This window comes from Geobacillus sp. Manikaran-105 (assembly GCF_002809955.1).
GTDB classification, from domain to species: Bacteria; Bacillota; Bacilli; order Bacillales; family Anoxybacillaceae; genus Geobacillus; species Geobacillus thermophilus.
In genome coordinates this window covers 18,386-33,949 of sequence record NZ_PIJG01000006.1, presented here as the reverse complement: position 1 = coordinate 33,949, position 15,564 = coordinate 18,386, and the positions used below count along the sequence as shown (strand labels likewise).

The following is a 15,564-nucleotide window of genomic DNA, read 5'->3' as shown; positions in this document are numbered from 1 at the left end:
CGAAACCGCCTCACTTCACGGCGAGCTGCCGGGCCGCTTCGATCGTGTTGTGCAACAGCATCGTAATCGTCATCGGACCGACCCCTTTTGGCACCGGCGTGATATAGCCCGCCACTTCTTTGACGGCGTCAAAATCAACATCGCCGCACAGTTTGCCGCTCTCCAAACGGTTGACGCCGACATCAATGACGACAGCTCCCGGTTTGACGTGGTCCGGACCGATGAGACGCGCCTTGCCAACCGCGACGATCAAAATGTCAGCCTGCCGCGTGACGGCCGGCAAATCAGGCGTTTTCGAATGGGCGTAGGTGACGGTCGCATGCTCGCGCAAAAACAGCTGGCCGACCGGTTTGCCGACGATGTTGCTCCGGCCGACGACGACGACATGCTTCCCGGCAATGTCGATGCCGGCAGATTTGACCATCACGAGAACGCCATGCGGAGTGCACGGAAGAAACGCCGGCTGGCCGATCATCATTTTCCCGACGTTGATCGGGTGGAAGCCATCGACATCTTTTTCCGGGGCGATCGTTTCAATGACCGACCATTCGCGGATATGCTCCGGCAACGGCAGCTGCACTAAAATGCCGTGCACCGCCGGATCGCCGTTCAGTTCGCGGATTTTCGCCAACAGCTCCTCTTCGCTGATGGACGCCGGAAATGTGTAAAGAAATGAACGAATGCCCACTTCAGCGCACGCTTTTTGCTTCCCTTTCACATACGAATGCGACGCCGGATCGTCGCCGACAAGAATGACGGCCAGCCCCGGCTCAACGCCGCTTTCCTTCAACTTCGCTGTTTCTTCCGCCAACCCGGCGCGAATCGTTGCGGCCAGTTCTGCTCCGCTGATGATTTGTGCTGTCATCGTATCTCGTTCCCCTCTCCTTGTTCGTCCATCCATATCGGTTTGCCTGACTTGACGCCGAAAGCTTGCGCAGCCGGCGGCCTGTCCTATTTTTGCAGCGCCGCCTTCACTTTCGAAAGCACGCCGTTGACAAAACTCCCGGATTTCCAATCGCCGAATTTTTTCGCCAGCTCGACCGCTTCATCGAGGCTGACGCTCACCGGCACATCGTCGGCATACTTCATCTCATACGTCGCCATGCGCAAGATGGTGCGGTCCACATTGGCCACCCGCTCAAGCGTCCACTTTTCCAAATTGGCGCGCAACAGCTCGTCAATTTCCTCCTGGTGCTCGACGACGCCTAGTACAAGCTGGCGCAAAAATGGATCCGCTTCGCTGCTTCCTGCCACATTGGCCAGCGCCTCCTCCGGCGGAATGTGCCCGACGTCGATTTGAAACAGCGCCTGCAGCGCTTTTTCCCGCGCTTCATGCCGCTTCATTGCCTTCCCCCTCTCTAAATACGAACATTTATATTAAAATCTTATCATATTTTTCGGAAAAAGCCAGCCCCTTCCCGTCGCCCGTCTTGCTGCCGATTTTACACCGCCGGCTCCGCTGATGGCCTCGTTCATTACAATAACAGACTTTGACGAAAAAAACAAAAGGCGGCTGCTCCGAAAGCAGCTGCCTTCTGTTTTTGTCACCGTTGTTCGACGGCGTCGTGCTCCTGTTTTCCGCTTTCAAACTGAATGCCGACGATGTGCACGTTTACTTCGCTCGTTTCCAAGCCGGTCATGTTCCAAAGCGCCTGGCGCACGTTTTCCTGCACCTTTTTCGCCACGTTCGGGATCGACGCGCCGAACTGGACGAAGCAATAAAGGTCAATGACAACCCCGTCATCGCGCAAATCGACTTTGACGCCTTTGCCGTGATGCTTTTTGCCGAACCGCTCGGCAACGCCGGCGGCGAAATTGCCGCGCATTTGCGCGATGCCGTCGACTTCTGACGCCGCGATGCCAGCGATCACCTCAATCACTTCCGGTGCAATTTCCACCTTGCCGAGCGCCGGGTACACTTGCTCTGTTTCAAAGACATGCTCAGACATAAGGCACCTCCTATTCCGCCTTCATAATATCATATAACTCCAAAAACTTCGTATTAAACTCGCCGCTTTGGAATTTCTCATGTTCCATTAATTTTATGTGAAACGGGATCGTCGTATGAATGCCTTCAATGACAAACTCCGAAAGAGCCCGTCTCATGCGGGCGATCGCCTCCTCACGCGTCGGCGCGTGAACGATCAGTTTGGCGATCATCGAATCGTAATACGGCGGAATCGTATAGCCCGGGTAGGCGGCGGAATCGACGCGCACGCCCGGACCGCCCGGCGGCAAGTACATGGCGATTTTCCCCGGCGACGGCATAAAGTTTTTCGCTGGGTTTTCCGCATTGATGCGGCATTCGATCGCCCAACCGTTAAAGGAGACGTCCTCTTGGGTGAGCGACAGCTTTTCACCGGCAGCGACGCGGATCTGTTCTTTTACTAAATCGACACCGGTAATGAGCTCGGTGACCGGGTGCTCCACCTGAATGCGCGTATTCATTTCCATGAAATAAAACTGTTTGTTCCGGTGGTCATAAATAAATTCGACCGTGCCGGCGCCCGTGTAGTTGACCGCCTTGGCCGCCTTGACCGCCGCCTCGCCCATCCTCCGGCGCATGTCGTCGTCAAGGGCCGGCGACGGCGCTTCTTCGACAAGCTTTTGCAGCCGGCGCTGGATCGAGCAGTCGCGCTCTCCTAAATGAATGGTGTTGCCATATGAATCGGCGAGCACTTGAATTTCGACATGGCGGAAATCTTCGATATACTTTTCAATATAAACGCCAGGGTTGCCGAACGCCGTCGCCGCTTCTTGCTGGGTGATGTTGATGCCTTTGACGAGCTCTTCTTCGTTGCGGGCGACGCGAATTCCTTTCCCACCGCCGCCGGCCGTCGCTTTGATGATGACCGGGTAACCGATTTCAGCGGCGATCGCCCGCGCCTCCTCAAGACTTTCAATAACGCCGCGCGAGCCCGGCACAATCGGCACGCCCGCTTCCCTCATCGTCTCGCGGGCGATGTCTTTAATCCCCATTTTGGCGATCGCTTCCGGGCTCGGGCCGATGAACGTGACATTGCATTCGCGGCACAGCTCGGCAAACGCCTCGTTCTCCGCCAAAAAGCCATAGCCCGGGTGAATGGCGTCACAGCCGGTCAACGTGGCAACGCTCATGATGTTGGTGAAATTCAAATAGCTGTCTTTCGAGGCGGTCGGCCCGATGCAGTACGCCTCATCCGCCAGCTGCACATGCAAGGCGTCGCGGTCAGCCTGCGAAAAGACGGCGACCGTCTCAATGCCGAGCTCCCGGCAGGCGCGAATAATGCGGACGGCGATTTCCCCGCGGTTCGCCACCAACACTTTTTTGATCATCGTCCGTTCTCTCCCTTATTCAGGCTTGACCAAAAACAACGGCTGGCCGTATTCGACGAGCTGGCCGTTTTGCACGAGCACCTCGACAATTTCGCCATCGACTTCCGCTTCAATTTCATTAAACAGCTTCATCGCCTCGATGATGCAAACAACCGTATCTTTTTTCACTTTGTCGCCCGGCTTCACATACGGCGGCTTGTCCGGCGCCGGCGCTGCGTAGAACGTGCCGACCATCGGCGATGTAATTTGATGCAAGTTGTCTTCCACAGCCGGCTTTGCTTCTTTGGCCGCCGGCGGTTCCGTTTCCGGCGCCGGCTTCACTTCCGAAGCCGCCACTTGGACAGGCGCAGGCGCCGGGGCCGCCGGCGGTTCGACCGCTGCCACTGCCTGTGCGGGCGCCGCCGGTGCGGCTGCCGGTGCAACGGCGACAGCAACCGCTTTTTTCATATGTACTTTCGTTTCTCCTTGCTCATATACAAATTCATCGATTGAGGATTGATCGACCAACCGAATCAATTCGCGGATTTCTTGAATTTTCATCGCTCTCACACCTTTCTCCAAGTGTCAGCCCGTCTTTCGCAGGCGGTGATCAAACGTATTCATAACGATTATACACACAACTGCAGGGCAAACGAAAGGTTTTTATTGCAAAAAAAACTGCTCTGGCAAAGAGCAGCGCGTTCATCCGGCCGGCTGGAACTCGACGGTGACATATTGGGCATCCGGAATTTCTTTTTTCACCATATGAATGACTTCATTTGCCGACTTGGCGGAGCTTTCTTTCGCTTTGATTGTGACGCGCACTTGGCCGCCGTCAGCGCGCACCAGCACGTCCTCATACCCGCCTTTTGATTTGATGAGCGTCTCTAACGTCGCTTCTTTTTCAGAAAGCGCTTGGAGCTTTTCGATTTTATCGAGCGCCTCATTTTTTTCCTCGGCCGTCGCATTCGCCGAAGCCACGATAGCGTTCAGTTCATCGCGCAGCCGGCTCCGCTCATCCTCAATTTTCATGCGCAGCGCCGTAAACAAATCATCGCCTGCGGTTGACGGCTCCTCTTTCGCTCCGGTCTCTTCCACCGCTACGCTTGGTTGTTTGGCCGGCTTTTCTGTTTTCTCATTCGCGGTGAGCGCCGGGCTGTTGCCCATCTCTTTCGGCGCCGTGACATAATACACCGACAGTACGACTACTAAGCTTAGCATCGTCAACAGCCATACCGTTTGTTTTTTCAACATGGCGATCTCCTCTCCCCTTACTTGAGTCATTTTTTCGGCAAGACCGCGACGCGGTAGCTCGGAACGTTTAACACGCGCGTCACCGCCTCGACGATCCATTTTTTAATTTGCAAGTTGTCGGCCCCTTTGGCGACGACAAGCACACCGCGAATATCCGGCTTTTTCGTGGCGACAACAAGCGGCGTTTCCTCGTCGCCATTGCGGATGATGATCACTTCTTCGTTTGTCGACTGATTTTCAATCGTCCGTTTTCCGCCTTCCTTGTCGCTTTCTTCGGTCGTTTGCTGCTGGGTCGAGCGTTTTTTCTCAAACAGCTTCAGCTCGGTTGAGTCAAGGTTGACGACAACGGTGACATCCTCAACCCCTTCAATTGCTTCGAGGGCGGCTTTCAACTCCTTCTCGTACCGTTCCTCATAGGCGGCGATCACTTTATCCTTTGTCTCCTTGCTCGACAAAAACGCCGGCTCGGACGGGGATTCCGGCTGATTGGCGGAAGGCTTGGCTTCGGCATCGTCTGCGCTACCCGCAAAGTGACTCGCCGCCATGAGCGCCACACCGGCCAGCAGCAGGACAACGACATATGAGAACGGCATGTGTTTTCGCGCCCCTTCCCCGTTCCCGTCTTTGGGCGGGGAAGAAAGAAACCGTTTGAAAAACGAGAGCATCCCCCCTATTCCCTCCCTCTAAATTGCACGGCAATTTTATTTTCATCGACTTCCCATTTGCCGGCGAGAAAGGCGCGCACCTCTTCAGCCAGCGAGGCATCGCTCTCGGGCAAAGCCGGCGGCTTTGTTGTATCGATGACAACCGGCTCCACCGCGCCGGCAGGGCGTTGTTTCAAAAGCGCCACTTCAATCGTCTTGATGTCCTCTGGCATGCGCCAATTTTCGTTGTGATCGGCGTAAACTTTGATATCAGCCTTCAATCCATACTTTTCCATCAACTCCCCGTTTACGTCGTTTTCGAGCTGGACAGCCATTTGTTCTAAAATATATGCGCGTTGTGAAGCTTGTATTTCTTTTTTCTGTTGTTCCATTTGATTTTTTATCGCCTCTTCCCCCTTGAAGCCGTCGGAAAAACGGGCAAGTGCTGAAGCGACAAGCTGATCCGGATCCGCCGAAGCCATCCGGAGCACCGGCGTCAACATAATTAGGAGAAGCAAAAGTCCGACGACCATTTTGACATATTTTTGCATCGTCCCGGACGGCAGCAAAAAATCGATGATGATGGCAAACAACAAAAACAAAATGATGTTCGTCACCCATTCAATCACAAGCTGCATAACGTTCCTCCTAGCGGACCATCATCGTAATATTCCCTGCCATAACCATGACGGTGAGGCTGAAGAAAAACATGAGCGAGACGATCAAAAGCGCCGCGAGCACATAGGCGATGCTTTTGCCGATAATGTTGAGGCAAGACAGCACCGGACTGCCGCCAAGCGGCTGCAACAGCGCGGCTGATAGTTTGTAGATGATGACGATGGCGAAAATTTTCACCGCCGGAAAGATGGCAATCATCAACAACACAGCCACCCCGACCAATCCGACCGCATTTTTGAGCAGCATCGAAGCGGCAACGACCGTATCGGCTGCATCAGTAAACAGCTTGCCGACGACCGGGATGAAGTTGCCGGTGACAAATTTCGCCGCCCGCAGCGCCACCCCGTCCGCCACCGCCGCTGTTGCCCCCCGCACCGACATAACGCCAAGGAAAACCGTCAAAATGAGGCCGAGCAAACCGAGGGCGGCCTTGTTCAACAAATCGGCAAGCTGGGTCGCCTTGTACCGGTCGCTGAGCGTGCTGACGACGCTTAAAAGCGCCGCTAGCAACAGAAGCGGGAGCGTGACATATTCCACGACAACGCCGGTTGTGTTCATCAAAAACAAAATGATCGGATGGAAAAACGCCGCCGATACGACGCCGCCGGAGGAGGCGAGCAAAGCGAGCAAAAGCGGAACGAGGGCGATGATAAAATGGCTCATCGTCCGCACCGCCTCGAGCGCATAGCCGGTTGCGAGGCGGAAGCTGTTTAAGGCGATCAACAACAGCACCATGTAGACGACGGCGTGGGCGATTTTGCTTACCTCCTGCTGGGCGAACGCGTTTTGCAGCGATTGCAGCACGGTGCTGAAGACAGCGAGCAAAATGAGCGTCCCAAGCAGCTTCCCGTTGACTTGCAGTTCATAAAATAAATAACGGGCGAGCGCTTTCAGCCACTCGACGGGCGACCATTGCCGGTCGCCGCTTAAAAAATCGGAGAGCGGCCCTTTTTCGCTTTCCGGCAAAAAGCCCCCATACTCATGGACGATCGTTTCCCAATAACGGCGGATGTCGCTGACATCCAAATGAGCGAGCTGCTCGCTGACGGACGGCCCATCGCTCGCAGCTTGTACGACGAACGGGCAAAAAAAGAGAGAGAGCAGCCCCGCAATGAGGAACGCTGTCCGCTTCAATCCGTTCCCTCCTTATCGCGCCGCCGGAATGAGGCTGATGACCGCTTCAATGATGGCAGTCAAAATCGGGACGGCGAGCGCCAAAATGACGATTTTGCCGCCGAGCTCAATTTTGGCGGCGATCGCCCCTTGGCCGGCGTCTTTGGAAATTTGCGCGGCAAACTCGGCGATGTAGGCAATGCCGATAATTTTCAACATCGTTTCCAAGTACACCATTTGAATGTGGGCGCCTTCCGCCATCTCCCGCAGCGTCAGCAAAATATCGCTGATGTGGTCAACAAGCAGCAAAAAAATGGTGCAGCCGACAAAAACGGTCAATAAAAAGGAGAGGCTCGATTTTTGTTCTTGCAGCAGCACAACGAGGAACGTCGCCACCAACCCGAGGCCGACGATTTGCAAAATGTCCATGGCCTCTCCCCCTACCCGCGGAACAAAAAGACATCTTTAATTTTTTGAAACAAATCGCTTACAATCGAAGCGACCATAAACAAAATATAAATAAAGCCGAGCAGCGTCACCCACTGGGCGTATTCTTTCCTTCCCATCTGGTCGAGCACCGTATGCAAAAACGCGATGACGATGCCGACGCCGGCGATTTTTAAAATGATATCGACATCGATGCCCATTCGTCCTGCCTCCTGTCTACATGAGTAAAATGACGAGCAGCAGCCCGGCTAACACGCCTAAACTTTTCGCCATTTTGCCATAGCGCGCCTGATCGTCCAGCGCCTCCGCTTCCTCCCGCTCAAGATGGGCGAGCGCCAAGGCGATTTGCTGTTGCTGGGTGAGCCGGTCATACTGGCCGAGCGTGGCGCCAAACTGTTTCATCACTTCCCACTCTCCTTGTTTGAGCGCGGTCTTCCCCCATACAGCCCGCAAGCTTTTTTCCCATGCTTCGGCCACGCTCGTTTCACACGCATGCAACGCCGCCGCAAACTGGGCAAACAGCTCGCCAATCGGAGCGGCCGTCTGGCGGGCGATATGCTGAGATGCCTCGGCAAGCGGCGTATGTCCGTACATCACTTCCGCTTCGAACGCCCTGAGCGCCGCTTTCAGCTGGCGAAGCTGGCGCGGCCGTTCGTACAAGGCGCGGGCGGCTGCCATCCCCATCCAAGTGGAGGCGGCAAGAATCAACAAGGCGCCCAGCCACTTCATCGGCCCGCCACCGCCCGCTCGTACAGCACGGCGCCGTTGGCGTCAACAATGCGCCGGATGAAGCCGGGATGCGGGACGTTCGTCAGCTCAATAAACCGTTCAAACACCCGTTGCTCCATGACCGGACGCAACGTCGGCCGCTGCCAAACATCTCGAACGGTGCGCCCGTGCACGGTCGTCCATATCGAAACGCCGGCATTCGCCGCCTCCAGCACCGCTTCGCTGTCTTCCTCGCGCCCAATTTCATCCACAATCATGACATCCGGACTCATCGAGCGAATCATCATCATCATCCCTTCCGCTTTCGGACAAGCGTCCAACACATCAAGGCGTGGGCCGAACGAAAATTGCGGAATGCCTTTCACGCAGCCGGCGATTTCCGACCGCTCGTCAACGATCGCCACCTTTTGCGCCGGAATGCGCCCAGTTCCGCTGCTGATCAGGCGCGCCGCGTCGCGCAACAGCGTCGTTTTGCCGGTCTGCGGGGAACCGATGATCATCGTATGGCGCCAGCGCCCATCATACACATACGGAATCAGCGGATCGGCAATGCCGATTTGCTCTTTGGCAATGCGGATGTTAAAGGAGGCGACATCGCGGATGGCTTTCACCTTGCCCCCTTCTGTAACGACTTTGCCGGCGAGCCCGACGCGATGGCCGCCTTCAATCGTCATAAATCCACGCCTCAGCTCCTCTTCGACGGCATAAATCGAATAATGGCTCAACTTGTTGAGCAAGTACACGCCGTCCTCTTTCGTCACTTCATATGGCAGCAAGCGGGCCTTCCCATCGACGATCACTTCAAGCGGCCGGGAAATACGGATGCGGATTTCTTCGATGCTGCGCCCCCAGGAAGGCATCTGCTGCAGCACAGCGGCGATCGTTTTCGGCAAAATTCCCCATACCGCTTCCATGGCCCTCCCCCTTTTTGGTGGACTAGTCTATATGTATGGGCGGAAGATGCTGTTTATGCCTTACTTGTAAATGCCGAACAAAATGAGCGCCACCCCGAGCGCGATGAACGCGAGCCGAGAAAACGAAAGCTCGTCCGCCAGCGAAAGCAGACCGATCGCCATCGTTACGATCAGCACAGTCGGGCCGACAGCAGCGAGCACGGCGTTAATGGCGAGCGCCTTTCTTACATCATTAAAGACCAACATCAGCAGCGCTGCACTCAGTTCAATAAGCGCCGACAACATCCGCATGCCCGCCATCGCCAAAACGGACGAATCGATCGATCGCAGCCAATGTTTCATGTGTCCCTCCTCATTTAGCGAATAGAGATGGATTAGTACAAACGTATGCGGGAACAAGCCGTTTCAGAAGAAGTTTTTGCCGGTGAAAACGGGGATGGACAACGAAGCAGGACGGGGCACCTTTGGCGCATAAAAACAGCACCGGCCCGGAACATTCCGGATCAGTGCTGCCCTTGTTCAGGTTCTTACGCCCGTGACACGTATGTGCCGTCAGCCGTATTGATGATGAGGGTGTCGCCTTCATTGACGAAAAATGGCACTTGAACGACAAGGCCGGTTTCAAGCTTGGCCGGTTTCGAACCGCCGGAAGCGGTGTCGCCTTTAATGCCCGGCTCGGTTTCAACAACTTTCAGCTCAACGGTATTCGGCAGCTCGATGCCGATCGTTTCGCCCTGGTACATCATGATGAACACTTCCATATTTTCTTTCAAAAACTTGAGCTCATGTTCGATTTGCTTTGCCGGCAGCTCAATTTGCTCGTACGTTTCCATGTCCATAAAGACGTGTTGATCGCCGTTGGCGTACAAATATTGCATTTTGCGCGTGTCAATTTGCGCCCGGTTCACTTTTTCGCCTGCGCGGAACGTCCGCTCTTGAATGGCGCCGGTGCGCAAATTTCGCAGTTTCGAACGGACGAACGCCGCACCCTTGCCCGGCTTGACGTGCTGAAACTCAAGGACGCGCCAAATCTCGCCGTCGACCTCGATGGTAAGTCCTGTGCGAAAATCGTTGACTGAAATCATTGCCCGAAATCCTCCTCACGCTATCCGTTATAAAATGATCAGTTCTTTCGGCGAATGAGTGAGCGCTTCGTTCCCATCGGCGGTAATGACCGCATCATCCTCAATGCGCACCCCGCCGAGCCCCGGGATGTAAATGCCGGGCTCGACCGTCACAACCATGCCCGGCTCCAGCACCGCATCGGAGCGGGCCGAAAGCGTCGGCCCTTCGTGAATTTCAAGGCCGATGCCGTGGCCGGTTGAATGTCCGAAATAATCGCCATACCCTTGTTCGCGAATATAATCGCGCGTCAGTGCGTCAGCCTCTTTGCCGGTCATGCCCGCTTTGATTCCGCGCATGCCGCGCCGCTGCGCTTCAAGGACAATGCCATAAATCGTTTGCAGCTCAGCGCTGACTTGGCCGACGGCGACCGTCCTTGTCAGGTCGGAACAATATCCCTTGTAGTAAGCCCCGAAATCAAGCGTGACGAGTTCGCCGCGCTCGATCGTTTTTTCGGACGCCACCCCGTGCGGCAGCGCCGAACGGTAGCCAGAGGCGACGATCGTATCGAAGGAGGACGAAGACGCCCCTTGCTTGCGCATAAAAAATTCAAGCTCATTCGCCACTTCAATTTCTTTGACGCCCGGACGAATGAACGACAAAATATGAGCAAATGCGGCATCGGCAATTTCCGCTGCTTCCTTTAATATCTTAATCTCTGCTTCCGACTTAATCAAGCGCAACTTTTCCACGACATGGGATGTCGGCGCAAGCTCGGCATCAATCGCCTCTTCATACGCCTTGTACGCCGCATACGTCACATGCTCCTGCTCAAAGCCGAGCGTTTTGATCCCGAGCCGCTTCACTTGTTTCGCGATTTCATCGACGATCGGTCCGCTGTGCTGGACGATTTCAAATCCTTCAACTTGCTTGGCCGCCTGCTCGACATAGCGAAAATCCGTAATAAAGACCGCCCCTTGGCGGCTGACAAGCGCAACGCCGGCGGTGCCAGTGAATCCGGTAATGTAGCGGCGGTTGCAGCCGTTTGTCACCAACAGCCCGTCAAGATGCTGCTCTTCAAGCAACGCTCGAAGCCTTTCCAGCTTTTCCATGTTTCATTCTCCTCTGCCCATGAATATTGTAATACAAAGGCGATGTGATACGTTGGCGGTTGCCGATGCGCGAGATCGGCTGCGCCTAAAAAATATGGAAACCTTCTTTATTTTACCATGATCGCAGCAGTTTCCGCCATATGCGCCCGCTTTGGCCGACAGCTTAGCTTCCTTCCTTGGCCGCCTGCGGTTCAGCGCTTGGCGACGGCCGGTTCATTTCCTGCGCCTCGAAAGAAACCGAATACCCGACAAACACGCCGTACAAAATGTACAAGCAGAGCGTTGTAATGACCGTATTCGTCTCTAAATCCGCAACCGGCTTCACGTTCGGAAACAGCGGATTGAGCAAATAAAACACCACTACCCAAAGCGCAGCGCCATACAACATTCCCGCCCACATGCCGCGGATGTTCCTTAGCAGTGCATAGTAAAGAAGCGCCGCCGCAATGGAAATGATGCCGATCAACACAATAGCCGCATAATTGCCGGCTTTGCCGTATTTCCAGTCGCCGGCGACCCACGGGATGAGAACCATGTTCGGACTGATTTCGCTGAAGTTGAAAAAGTAAGCCAAATAGCCCATCAAGCTCCAAAACACCCCGCCGACAAATCCGGTGATAATCGTTTTTTGCACGAGCGTCATCGGCCGTTCCGTTTTTTCTTGCTCCAGTTTTCCTTTCTGTTCCGCCATCATGCTACACCTCCTTGTCTGTTAGTATGACCTGCAATTTGCCGCCCCATGAATCAAGCAAAAAAATGACCGCCTCTGTGTAAATAATGGATTTTTTGGAAATCATAACAGTAACATCAACCTAGAGGTTTCCGGACGTTTCTTGTAGAATAAAATAATAAACATAAAAAAATAGGTTGGTGTTTGCCCGATGAAACAAGAGAAACCGTTATACGGCGGCCAGGCGGTTGTCGAAGGGGTCATGTTTGCCGGCAAAACGCATTCTGTCACCGCCATTCGCCGCACCGATGGAACGATCGAGTACTTTTCCGCACCGCGCCGCGCCAATCCGACGCTGGCCGCCTTCAAAAAAATCCCGTTTGTCCGCGGCATCGTCGCCATTATTGAAGCGAGCGCAACCGGGGCCAAACATTTGCAGTTTGCAAGCGAACGGTATGACGTCGCCCCAGGGGAAGAACAGACGGAGGCCGAAAGCAGTTCCAACCTGACGCTGATTCTCGGCGCCGCCGCGATCGGCGTGCTCTCGTTTTTGTTCGCCAAAACGGTGTTCACGCTCATCCCAGCGTTGCTCGCCGCCGCTTTCAAGCCGCTCATCCCGGGAAAAACGGGGCAAATTTTGCTTGAAGGGGCTTTTAAGCTCGCCTTATTGCTCGGCTACATTTACTTTATTTCCTTGACGCCGCTTGTAAAACGCGTCTTTCAATACCACGGGGCGGAACATAAAGTGATCAACGCCTATGAAGCGGGCTGGCCGCTCACTGTCGAACATGTCCAACGCGCCTCGCGCCTTCACTACCGGTGCGGCAGCAGCTTCATTTTATTTACCGTCATCGTCGGCTTGTTTCTGTATTTGTTCGTGCCGACCGATCCGCTTTGGCTGCGGATTGTGAACCGGCTCGCCTTAATTCCGGTCGTGCTCGGCGTTTCGTTTGAGGTGCTGCAGTTTACAAATAAATGGAGGGACATTCCGTTGCTGCGCTGGCTGGGCTATCCCGGTCTATGGCTGCAGCGGCTGACGACAAAAGAGCCGGACGACGACCAAGTGGAAGTGGCCATCGCTTCGTTCCAGCAGCTTCTTCGTTTAGAGGCGGAAGCGGAAGCGAAAAAAGCGGTGCAGTAATCGTAAAGGGGGTGGATTCATTGCGGCGCAGGGCTGTTCACCCGCTCGCCGGACTTATGATTTTGCTTGGGACGCTTGGCATTGTGTATACCCTTTTTGCCCATCCGACGGTGCTGTTTCGCCAGCTGTTGTTTGTTGCGCTGTTTGCAGCCGCGATTTATCTCTTTTACCGTTTCGTCTACCAACGCCGCACTAACAAAGAACGATTGTCGTATCTAAAAGCGGTGCGGCAGTCGAAAAAACTTCATCCCCGCTCCGCGCGCAAGCAGCCGAAGCCGGCGAAACTAAAACGGCCGTTGAAAAAGCGAACGGCGACTCCGCATTTGACCGTCATCGAGGGCAAAAAAGGCAAAAAAAAGAATCGGGCTTCCTTTTAGCTTGATTCTTTTTTGTTTTGGGCGCTCAAAACGCCCACCGCCGCAAAAACTGCCGCGCCCGCTCGCGCCCATAGTCAATGAGACGCCGGCGCGCTTCCAGGTCGATGGAAAACTCGGTCGCAATCTCACGGGCGGTGTATCCAGCCGCCAGCAGCGCAGCAAGCAGCGCCCCGGCGCTCGTCCCGGCAAGCCGCTTCCAGCGCAGCCCTTTTTCTTCAATGGCCTCATACGCCCCCAGCAACGCAAACCCTTTCACTCCGCCGCCGGAAAAGACGAGATCAATGTTCATCGCCGCCTCCCCTTTCTCGCTGTTTATATATATGTAAGAGAAAGAAAAGGCGTTTAGTACGAAAAACAAAAAAGAGCAAGCAGTCGCTTACTCCCCTTGCTCATTGCGCTTTTGCACGTCGCGCAGCGCCTCAAGACGGCGTTCGTCCTCTTGAAAATATTGCACCAAATCGCCAATCCGGTCGATGGCGTTCCAACTCAAATGGTGTTCAATCCCTTCCACATCGCGGTAAATGTTTTCTTCGTTGACGCCAATGAGGCGAAGAAACTGCTCAAGCAGCTCATGGCGGTACACAAGCCGTTGGCCGATTTTTTTTCCTTTCGGCGTCAAGACAAGGCCGCGGTACTTTTCATACACCAAATATTCATCTTTATCGAGCTTTTGCACCATTTTCGTCACTGAAGAAGGGTGAACGGACAACGCTTCCGCGATGTCCGAAACGCGGGCATAGCCTTTTTCTTCAATCAACATGTAAATTTGCTCAATATAATCTTCCATGCTCGGTGTCGGCAACGTTTGTCCCCTCCTGCAACGTTTGCCTGCCGCCAGCAAATCCCCCGGCCTATACCGTCACTCCGATGCGTCGGCCCTTTTGGCAGACAAAAATAGCAATCATTTCTATTGTACCATAAAAGGGGCATTACGTAAAATACTGCACCTCAGCCGCCGGGAAAAAGCGGGCAATGTACGAACGCATCGTTTCCTCCAGCTCCTGCGCCTCCTCGTCACGATACACGTATTTGCCGATGCCGTACCGCCCCCACTTATAGTTGTCCATATTTTGATGTTAGTATGGTTCAAGGTTGGAGGGAAATCGTATGCTTCTTTTGCTTGGCACCATTTTTCATGGAAAGTTCATTGCCCCTCATTTGATATGTTCATCTCCCAGCGAAACCAACGACCATGCCCATCGGTTTCAGCCACGATTTGCCGATATTCTCGGCCGTCAATCATGCCATCCAGATGCAATTTCCGATCCCACATGTTGTTATACACATGGAACAAATCCCGTTGGCGGCCGATTTCGCGAAGCTGCTCAAGATTTGCCATGACAGCTCATGAACGCAATGATACAATAAAACTAAACTGAAAGGAGGGATGCAGAATGTCTCACGAGCTTGTCGAATTGCTTCGCTCAGTGCTGAAAGAGGAGTTGCAGCCGATTCATGAACGCCTCGACCGCCTAGAAGCCGGACAGCAACGCCTCGAAGAACGACAACAGCGCCTCGAAGAACGACAACAGCGCCTCGAAGAACAGCAACAACGCCTCGAGGAAAAGTTGGGCCATTTCATTATCGAGACGCGCAGCCATTTCAAAAAAATCGAGGACGAGCTGGCTGAGCATCGGCGCATGTTCGAGATATTGTCACATGATTGGCGCAACGCGAACATTGCGATTGAATATTTAAACCATAAGATCGGCCAGCACGATCTGGAAATTTATCAGCTAAAAAAGCGGCTCGAACTCCAAGAAACAAAATAAAAGCGCATGCCCGATGACCGGCGCATACGCTCTAACTGCTTAGCTTACCCACGCTTGCGAATGCGGAAATTGTCTTCCAACAGCACCCAGTTTTCCGGATACGGATACCCGAGCACCCAGTAGCTGATTCCGCGCAATCCGTATTCTTTCACCAAGTCAAATTTCGCCAACGCGCTGCGGGCGTCCTCAAACCACACTTCATGTTGTCGCCCTTGTTCATCTGTATAGCGGTAAAACGGCGAAGCCGCCGCCGCATCGTATTGGATGGACGCCCCGTAGCGAATGGCGCGCTCTAGCGCCTCTTTCGGACTGAACGTTTCCGCCTTTTACCACTATATTTTGGCTTTTGCCTTTTAT

Annotated in this window: 22 protein-coding genes and 3 pseudogenes; 3 read left to right on the top strand and 22 right to left on the bottom strand. The window is 54.2% G+C overall.

The window, feature by feature from the left end:
* Nucleotides 1-10: 10 nt before the first annotated feature.
* From folD to CV945_RS03145, 17 genes are all read right to left on the bottom strand, one after another.
* A complete protein-coding gene (gene folD, locus CV945_RS03225; RefSeq protein ID WP_033009410.1) occupies nt 11-865 on the bottom strand; it encodes a bifunctional methylenetetrahydrofolate dehydrogenase/methenyltetrahydrofolate cyclohydrolase FolD in 855 nt (284 codons plus the stop codon).
* A gap of 86 nt (nt 866-951) precedes the next feature.
* A complete protein-coding gene (gene nusB, locus CV945_RS03220; RefSeq protein ID WP_100659108.1) occupies nt 952-1,344 on the bottom strand; it encodes a transcription antitermination factor NusB in 393 nt (130 codons plus the stop codon).
* 200 nt (nt 1,345-1,544) lie between these two features.
* A complete protein-coding gene (locus CV945_RS03215) occupies nt 1,545-1,949 on the bottom strand; it encodes an Asp23/Gls24 family envelope stress response protein (protein ID WP_044743180.1) in 405 nt (134 codons plus the stop codon).
* Between the two features lie 10 nt (nt 1,950-1,959).
* Nucleotides 1,960-3,315 carry an acetyl-CoA carboxylase biotin carboxylase subunit gene (gene accC / locus CV945_RS03210; protein ID WP_033009405.1) on the bottom strand — a complete coding sequence of 452 codons (1,356 nt, stop codon included), beginning with the start codon at nt 3,313-3,315 and terminating at the stop codon, nt 1,960-1,962.
* A gap of 15 nt (nt 3,316-3,330) precedes the next feature.
* The gene (gene accB / locus CV945_RS03205; RefSeq protein ID WP_100659107.1) at nt 3,331-3,855 is read right to left on the bottom strand and encodes an acetyl-CoA carboxylase biotin carboxyl carrier protein; all 525 of its coding nucleotides are present in this window, start codon (nt 3,853-3,855) and stop codon (nt 3,331-3,333) included.
* Between the two features lie 141 nt (nt 3,856-3,996).
* Nucleotides 3,997-4,548, bottom strand: coding sequence for a SpoIIIAH-like family protein (locus tag CV945_RS03200; protein ID WP_033009401.1), 552 nt, complete (start codon nt 4,546-4,548; stop codon nt 3,997-3,999).
* Between the two features lie 26 nt (nt 4,549-4,574).
* Entirely contained in the window at nt 4,575-5,213 is a 639-nt protein-coding gene (gene spoIIIAG, locus CV945_RS03195) for a stage III sporulation protein AG (protein ID WP_033009400.1), read from the bottom strand.
* Between the two features lie 5 nt (nt 5,214-5,218).
* A complete protein-coding gene (gene spoIIIAF, locus CV945_RS03190) occupies nt 5,219-5,830 on the bottom strand; it encodes a stage III sporulation protein AF (protein ID WP_033009399.1) in 612 nt (203 codons plus the stop codon).
* A gap of 10 nt (nt 5,831-5,840) precedes the next feature.
* Complete coding sequence (gene spoIIIAE, locus CV945_RS03185; protein WP_033009396.1) at nt 5,841-7,004, bottom strand: stage III sporulation protein AE; 1,164 nt, start codon at nt 7,002-7,004, stop codon at nt 5,841-5,843.
* A 12-nt stretch (nt 7,005-7,016) separates the two neighbouring features.
* Nucleotides 7,017-7,412, bottom strand: a complete 396-nt coding sequence (gene spoIIIAD / locus CV945_RS03180; RefSeq protein ID WP_227412604.1) for a stage III sporulation protein AD — start codon at nt 7,410-7,412, stop codon at nt 7,017-7,019.
* An 11-nt stretch (nt 7,413-7,423) separates the two neighbouring features.
* On the bottom strand, nt 7,424-7,630 hold the full coding sequence (gene spoIIIAC / locus CV945_RS03175; RefSeq protein WP_020960538.1) for a stage III sporulation protein AC: 207 nt from the start codon (nt 7,628-7,630) through the stop codon (nt 7,424-7,426).
* Nucleotides 7,631-7,646: 16 nt separating this feature from the next.
* On the bottom strand, nt 7,647-8,159 hold the full coding sequence (spoIIIAB, locus tag CV945_RS03170; protein ID WP_033009392.1) for a stage III sporulation protein SpoIIIAB: 513 nt from the start codon (nt 8,157-8,159) through the stop codon (nt 7,647-7,649).
* A complete protein-coding gene (gene spoIIIAA / locus CV945_RS03165) occupies nt 8,156-9,073 on the bottom strand; it encodes a stage III sporulation protein AA (RefSeq protein ID WP_033016424.1) in 918 nt (305 codons plus the stop codon). The genes spoIIIAB and spoIIIAA overlap by 4 nt, the downstream gene beginning before the upstream one ends.
* Nucleotides 9,074-9,133: 60 nt before the next feature.
* Nucleotides 9,134-9,415, bottom strand: coding sequence for a YqhV family protein (locus CV945_RS03160; RefSeq protein WP_033009388.1), 282 nt, complete (start codon nt 9,413-9,415; stop codon nt 9,134-9,136).
* Between the two features lie 185 nt (nt 9,416-9,600).
* Complete coding sequence (gene efp, locus CV945_RS03155) at nt 9,601-10,158, bottom strand: elongation factor P (protein WP_033009386.1); 558 nt, start codon at nt 10,156-10,158, stop codon at nt 9,601-9,603.
* Between the two features lie 27 nt (nt 10,159-10,185).
* Nucleotides 10,186-11,247, bottom strand: a complete 1,062-nt coding sequence (locus tag CV945_RS03150; RefSeq protein ID WP_033009385.1) for a M24 family metallopeptidase — start codon at nt 11,245-11,247, stop codon at nt 10,186-10,188.
* 163 nt (nt 11,248-11,410) lie between these two features.
* Nucleotides 11,411-11,941, bottom strand: a complete 531-nt coding sequence (locus tag CV945_RS03145; protein WP_033016421.1) for a YqhR family membrane protein — start codon at nt 11,939-11,941, stop codon at nt 11,411-11,413.
* A gap of 187 nt (nt 11,942-12,128) precedes the next feature.
* Between CV945_RS03145 and CV945_RS03140 the strand changes: the two genes are divergently transcribed.
* Nucleotides 12,129-13,058, top strand: a complete 930-nt coding sequence (locus CV945_RS03140) for a DUF1385 domain-containing protein (protein ID WP_033027765.1) — start codon at nt 12,129-12,131, stop codon at nt 13,056-13,058.
* A 20-nt stretch (nt 13,059-13,078) separates the two neighbouring features.
* Nucleotides 13,079-13,435, top strand: coding sequence for an SA1362 family protein (locus CV945_RS03135; protein ID WP_033009672.1), 357 nt, complete (start codon nt 13,079-13,081; stop codon nt 13,433-13,435).
* A 121-nt stretch (nt 13,436-13,556) separates the two neighbouring features.
* Here the strand turns inward: CV945_RS03135 and CV945_RS03130 are convergent.
* The 4 genes and pseudogenes from CV945_RS03130 to CV945_RS03115 form a co-directional block, all read right to left on the bottom strand.
* A pseudogene (locus CV945_RS03130) lies at nt 13,557-13,724 on the bottom strand (patatin-like phospholipase family protein); the annotation flags it as partial.
* 87 nt (nt 13,725-13,811) lie between these two features.
* Nucleotides 13,812-14,237, bottom strand: coding sequence for a transcriptional regulator MntR (gene mntR / locus CV945_RS03125; RefSeq protein ID WP_033009676.1), 426 nt, complete (start codon nt 14,235-14,237; stop codon nt 13,812-13,814).
* 127 nt (nt 14,238-14,364) lie between these two features.
* Nucleotides 14,365-14,493: pseudogene (locus tag CV945_RS03120) on the bottom strand (spore photoproduct lyase family protein); the annotation flags it as partial.
* Between the two features lie 86 nt (nt 14,494-14,579).
* Complete coding sequence (locus tag CV945_RS03115) at nt 14,580-14,774, bottom strand: DUF2332 family protein (protein WP_100659106.1); 195 nt, start codon at nt 14,772-14,774, stop codon at nt 14,580-14,582.
* Between the two features lie 55 nt (nt 14,775-14,829).
* Here CV945_RS03115 and CV945_RS03110 point away from each other — a divergent pair, with 55 nt between their 5' ends.
* Nucleotides 14,830-15,207 (top strand): hypothetical protein, encoded by a 378-nt coding sequence (locus CV945_RS03110; protein WP_100659105.1) that lies wholly within the window; start codon nt 14,830-14,832, stop codon nt 15,205-15,207.
* Nucleotides 15,208-15,251: 44 nt separating this feature from the next.
* On the opposite strand, the pseudogene CV945_RS03105 reads toward CV945_RS03110, so the two are convergent.
* Nucleotides 15,252-15,533, bottom strand: a pseudogene (locus tag CV945_RS03105) (spore gernimation protein); the annotation flags it as partial.
* Nucleotides 15,534-15,564: the final 31 nt, after the last annotated feature.

Excerpts from the sequence above, each read along its gene's own strand:
- folD (WP_033009410.1), bottom strand. The coding sequence starts at position 865 with ATGACAGCACAAATCATCAGCGGAGCAGAACTGGCCGCAACGATTCGC.
- nusB (WP_100659108.1), bottom strand. The coding sequence starts at position 1,344 with ATGAAGCGGCATGAAGCGCGGGAAAAAGCGCTGCAGGCGCTGTTTCAA.
- CV945_RS03215 (WP_044743180.1), bottom strand. The coding sequence starts at position 1,949 with ATGTCTGAGCATGTCTTTGAAACAGAGCAAGTGTACCCGGCGCTCGGC.
- accC (WP_033009405.1), bottom strand. The coding sequence starts at position 3,315 with ATGATCAAAAAAGTGTTGGTGGCGAACCGCGGGGAAATCGCCGTCCGC.
- accB (WP_100659107.1), bottom strand. The coding sequence starts at position 3,855 with ATGAAAATTCAAGAAATCCGCGAATTGATTCGGTTGGTCGATCAATCC.
- CV945_RS03200 (WP_033009401.1), bottom strand. The coding sequence starts at position 4,548 with ATGTTGAAAAAACAAACGGTATGGCTGTTGACGATGCTAAGCTTAGTA.
- spoIIIAG (WP_033009400.1), bottom strand. The coding sequence starts at position 5,213 with ATGCTCTCGTTTTTCAAACGGTTTCTTTCTTCCCCGCCCAAAGACGGG.
- spoIIIAF (WP_033009399.1), bottom strand. The coding sequence starts at position 5,830 with ATGCAGCTTGTGATTGAATGGGTGACGAACATCATTTTGTTTTTGTTG.
- spoIIIAD (WP_227412604.1), bottom strand. The coding sequence starts at position 7,412 with ATGGACATTTTGCAAATCGTCGGCCTCGGGTTGGTGGCGACGTTCCTC.
- spoIIIAC (WP_020960538.1), bottom strand. The coding sequence starts at position 7,630 with ATGGGCATCGATGTCGATATCATTTTAAAAATCGCCGGCGTCGGCATC.
- spoIIIAB (WP_033009392.1), bottom strand. The coding sequence starts at position 8,159 with ATGAAGTGGCTGGGCGCCTTGTTGATTCTTGCCGCCTCCACTTGGATG.
- spoIIIAA (WP_033016424.1), bottom strand. The coding sequence starts at position 9,073 with ATGGAAGCGGTATGGGGAATTTTGCCGAAAACGATCGCCGCTGTGCTG.
- CV945_RS03160 (WP_033009388.1), bottom strand. The coding sequence starts at position 9,415 with ATGAAACATTGGCTGCGATCGATCGATTCGTCCGTTTTGGCGATGGCG.
- efp (WP_033009386.1), bottom strand. The coding sequence starts at position 10,158 with ATGATTTCAGTCAACGATTTTCGCACAGGACTTACCATCGAGGTCGAC.
- CV945_RS03150 (WP_033009385.1), bottom strand. The coding sequence starts at position 11,247 with ATGGAAAAGCTGGAAAGGCTTCGAGCGTTGCTTGAAGAGCAGCATCTT.
- CV945_RS03145 (WP_033016421.1), bottom strand. The coding sequence starts at position 11,941 with ATGATGGCGGAACAGAAAGGAAAACTGGAGCAAGAAAAAACGGAACGG.
- CV945_RS03140 (WP_033027765.1), top strand. The coding sequence starts at position 12,129 with ATGAAACAAGAGAAACCGTTATACGGCGGCCAGGCGGTTGTCGAAGGG.
- CV945_RS03115 (WP_100659106.1), bottom strand. The coding sequence starts at position 14,774 with ATGGCAAATCTTGAGCAGCTTCGCGAAATCGGCCGCCAACGGGATTTG.
- CV945_RS03110 (WP_100659105.1), top strand. The coding sequence starts at position 14,830 with ATGTCTCACGAGCTTGTCGAATTGCTTCGCTCAGTGCTGAAAGAGGAG.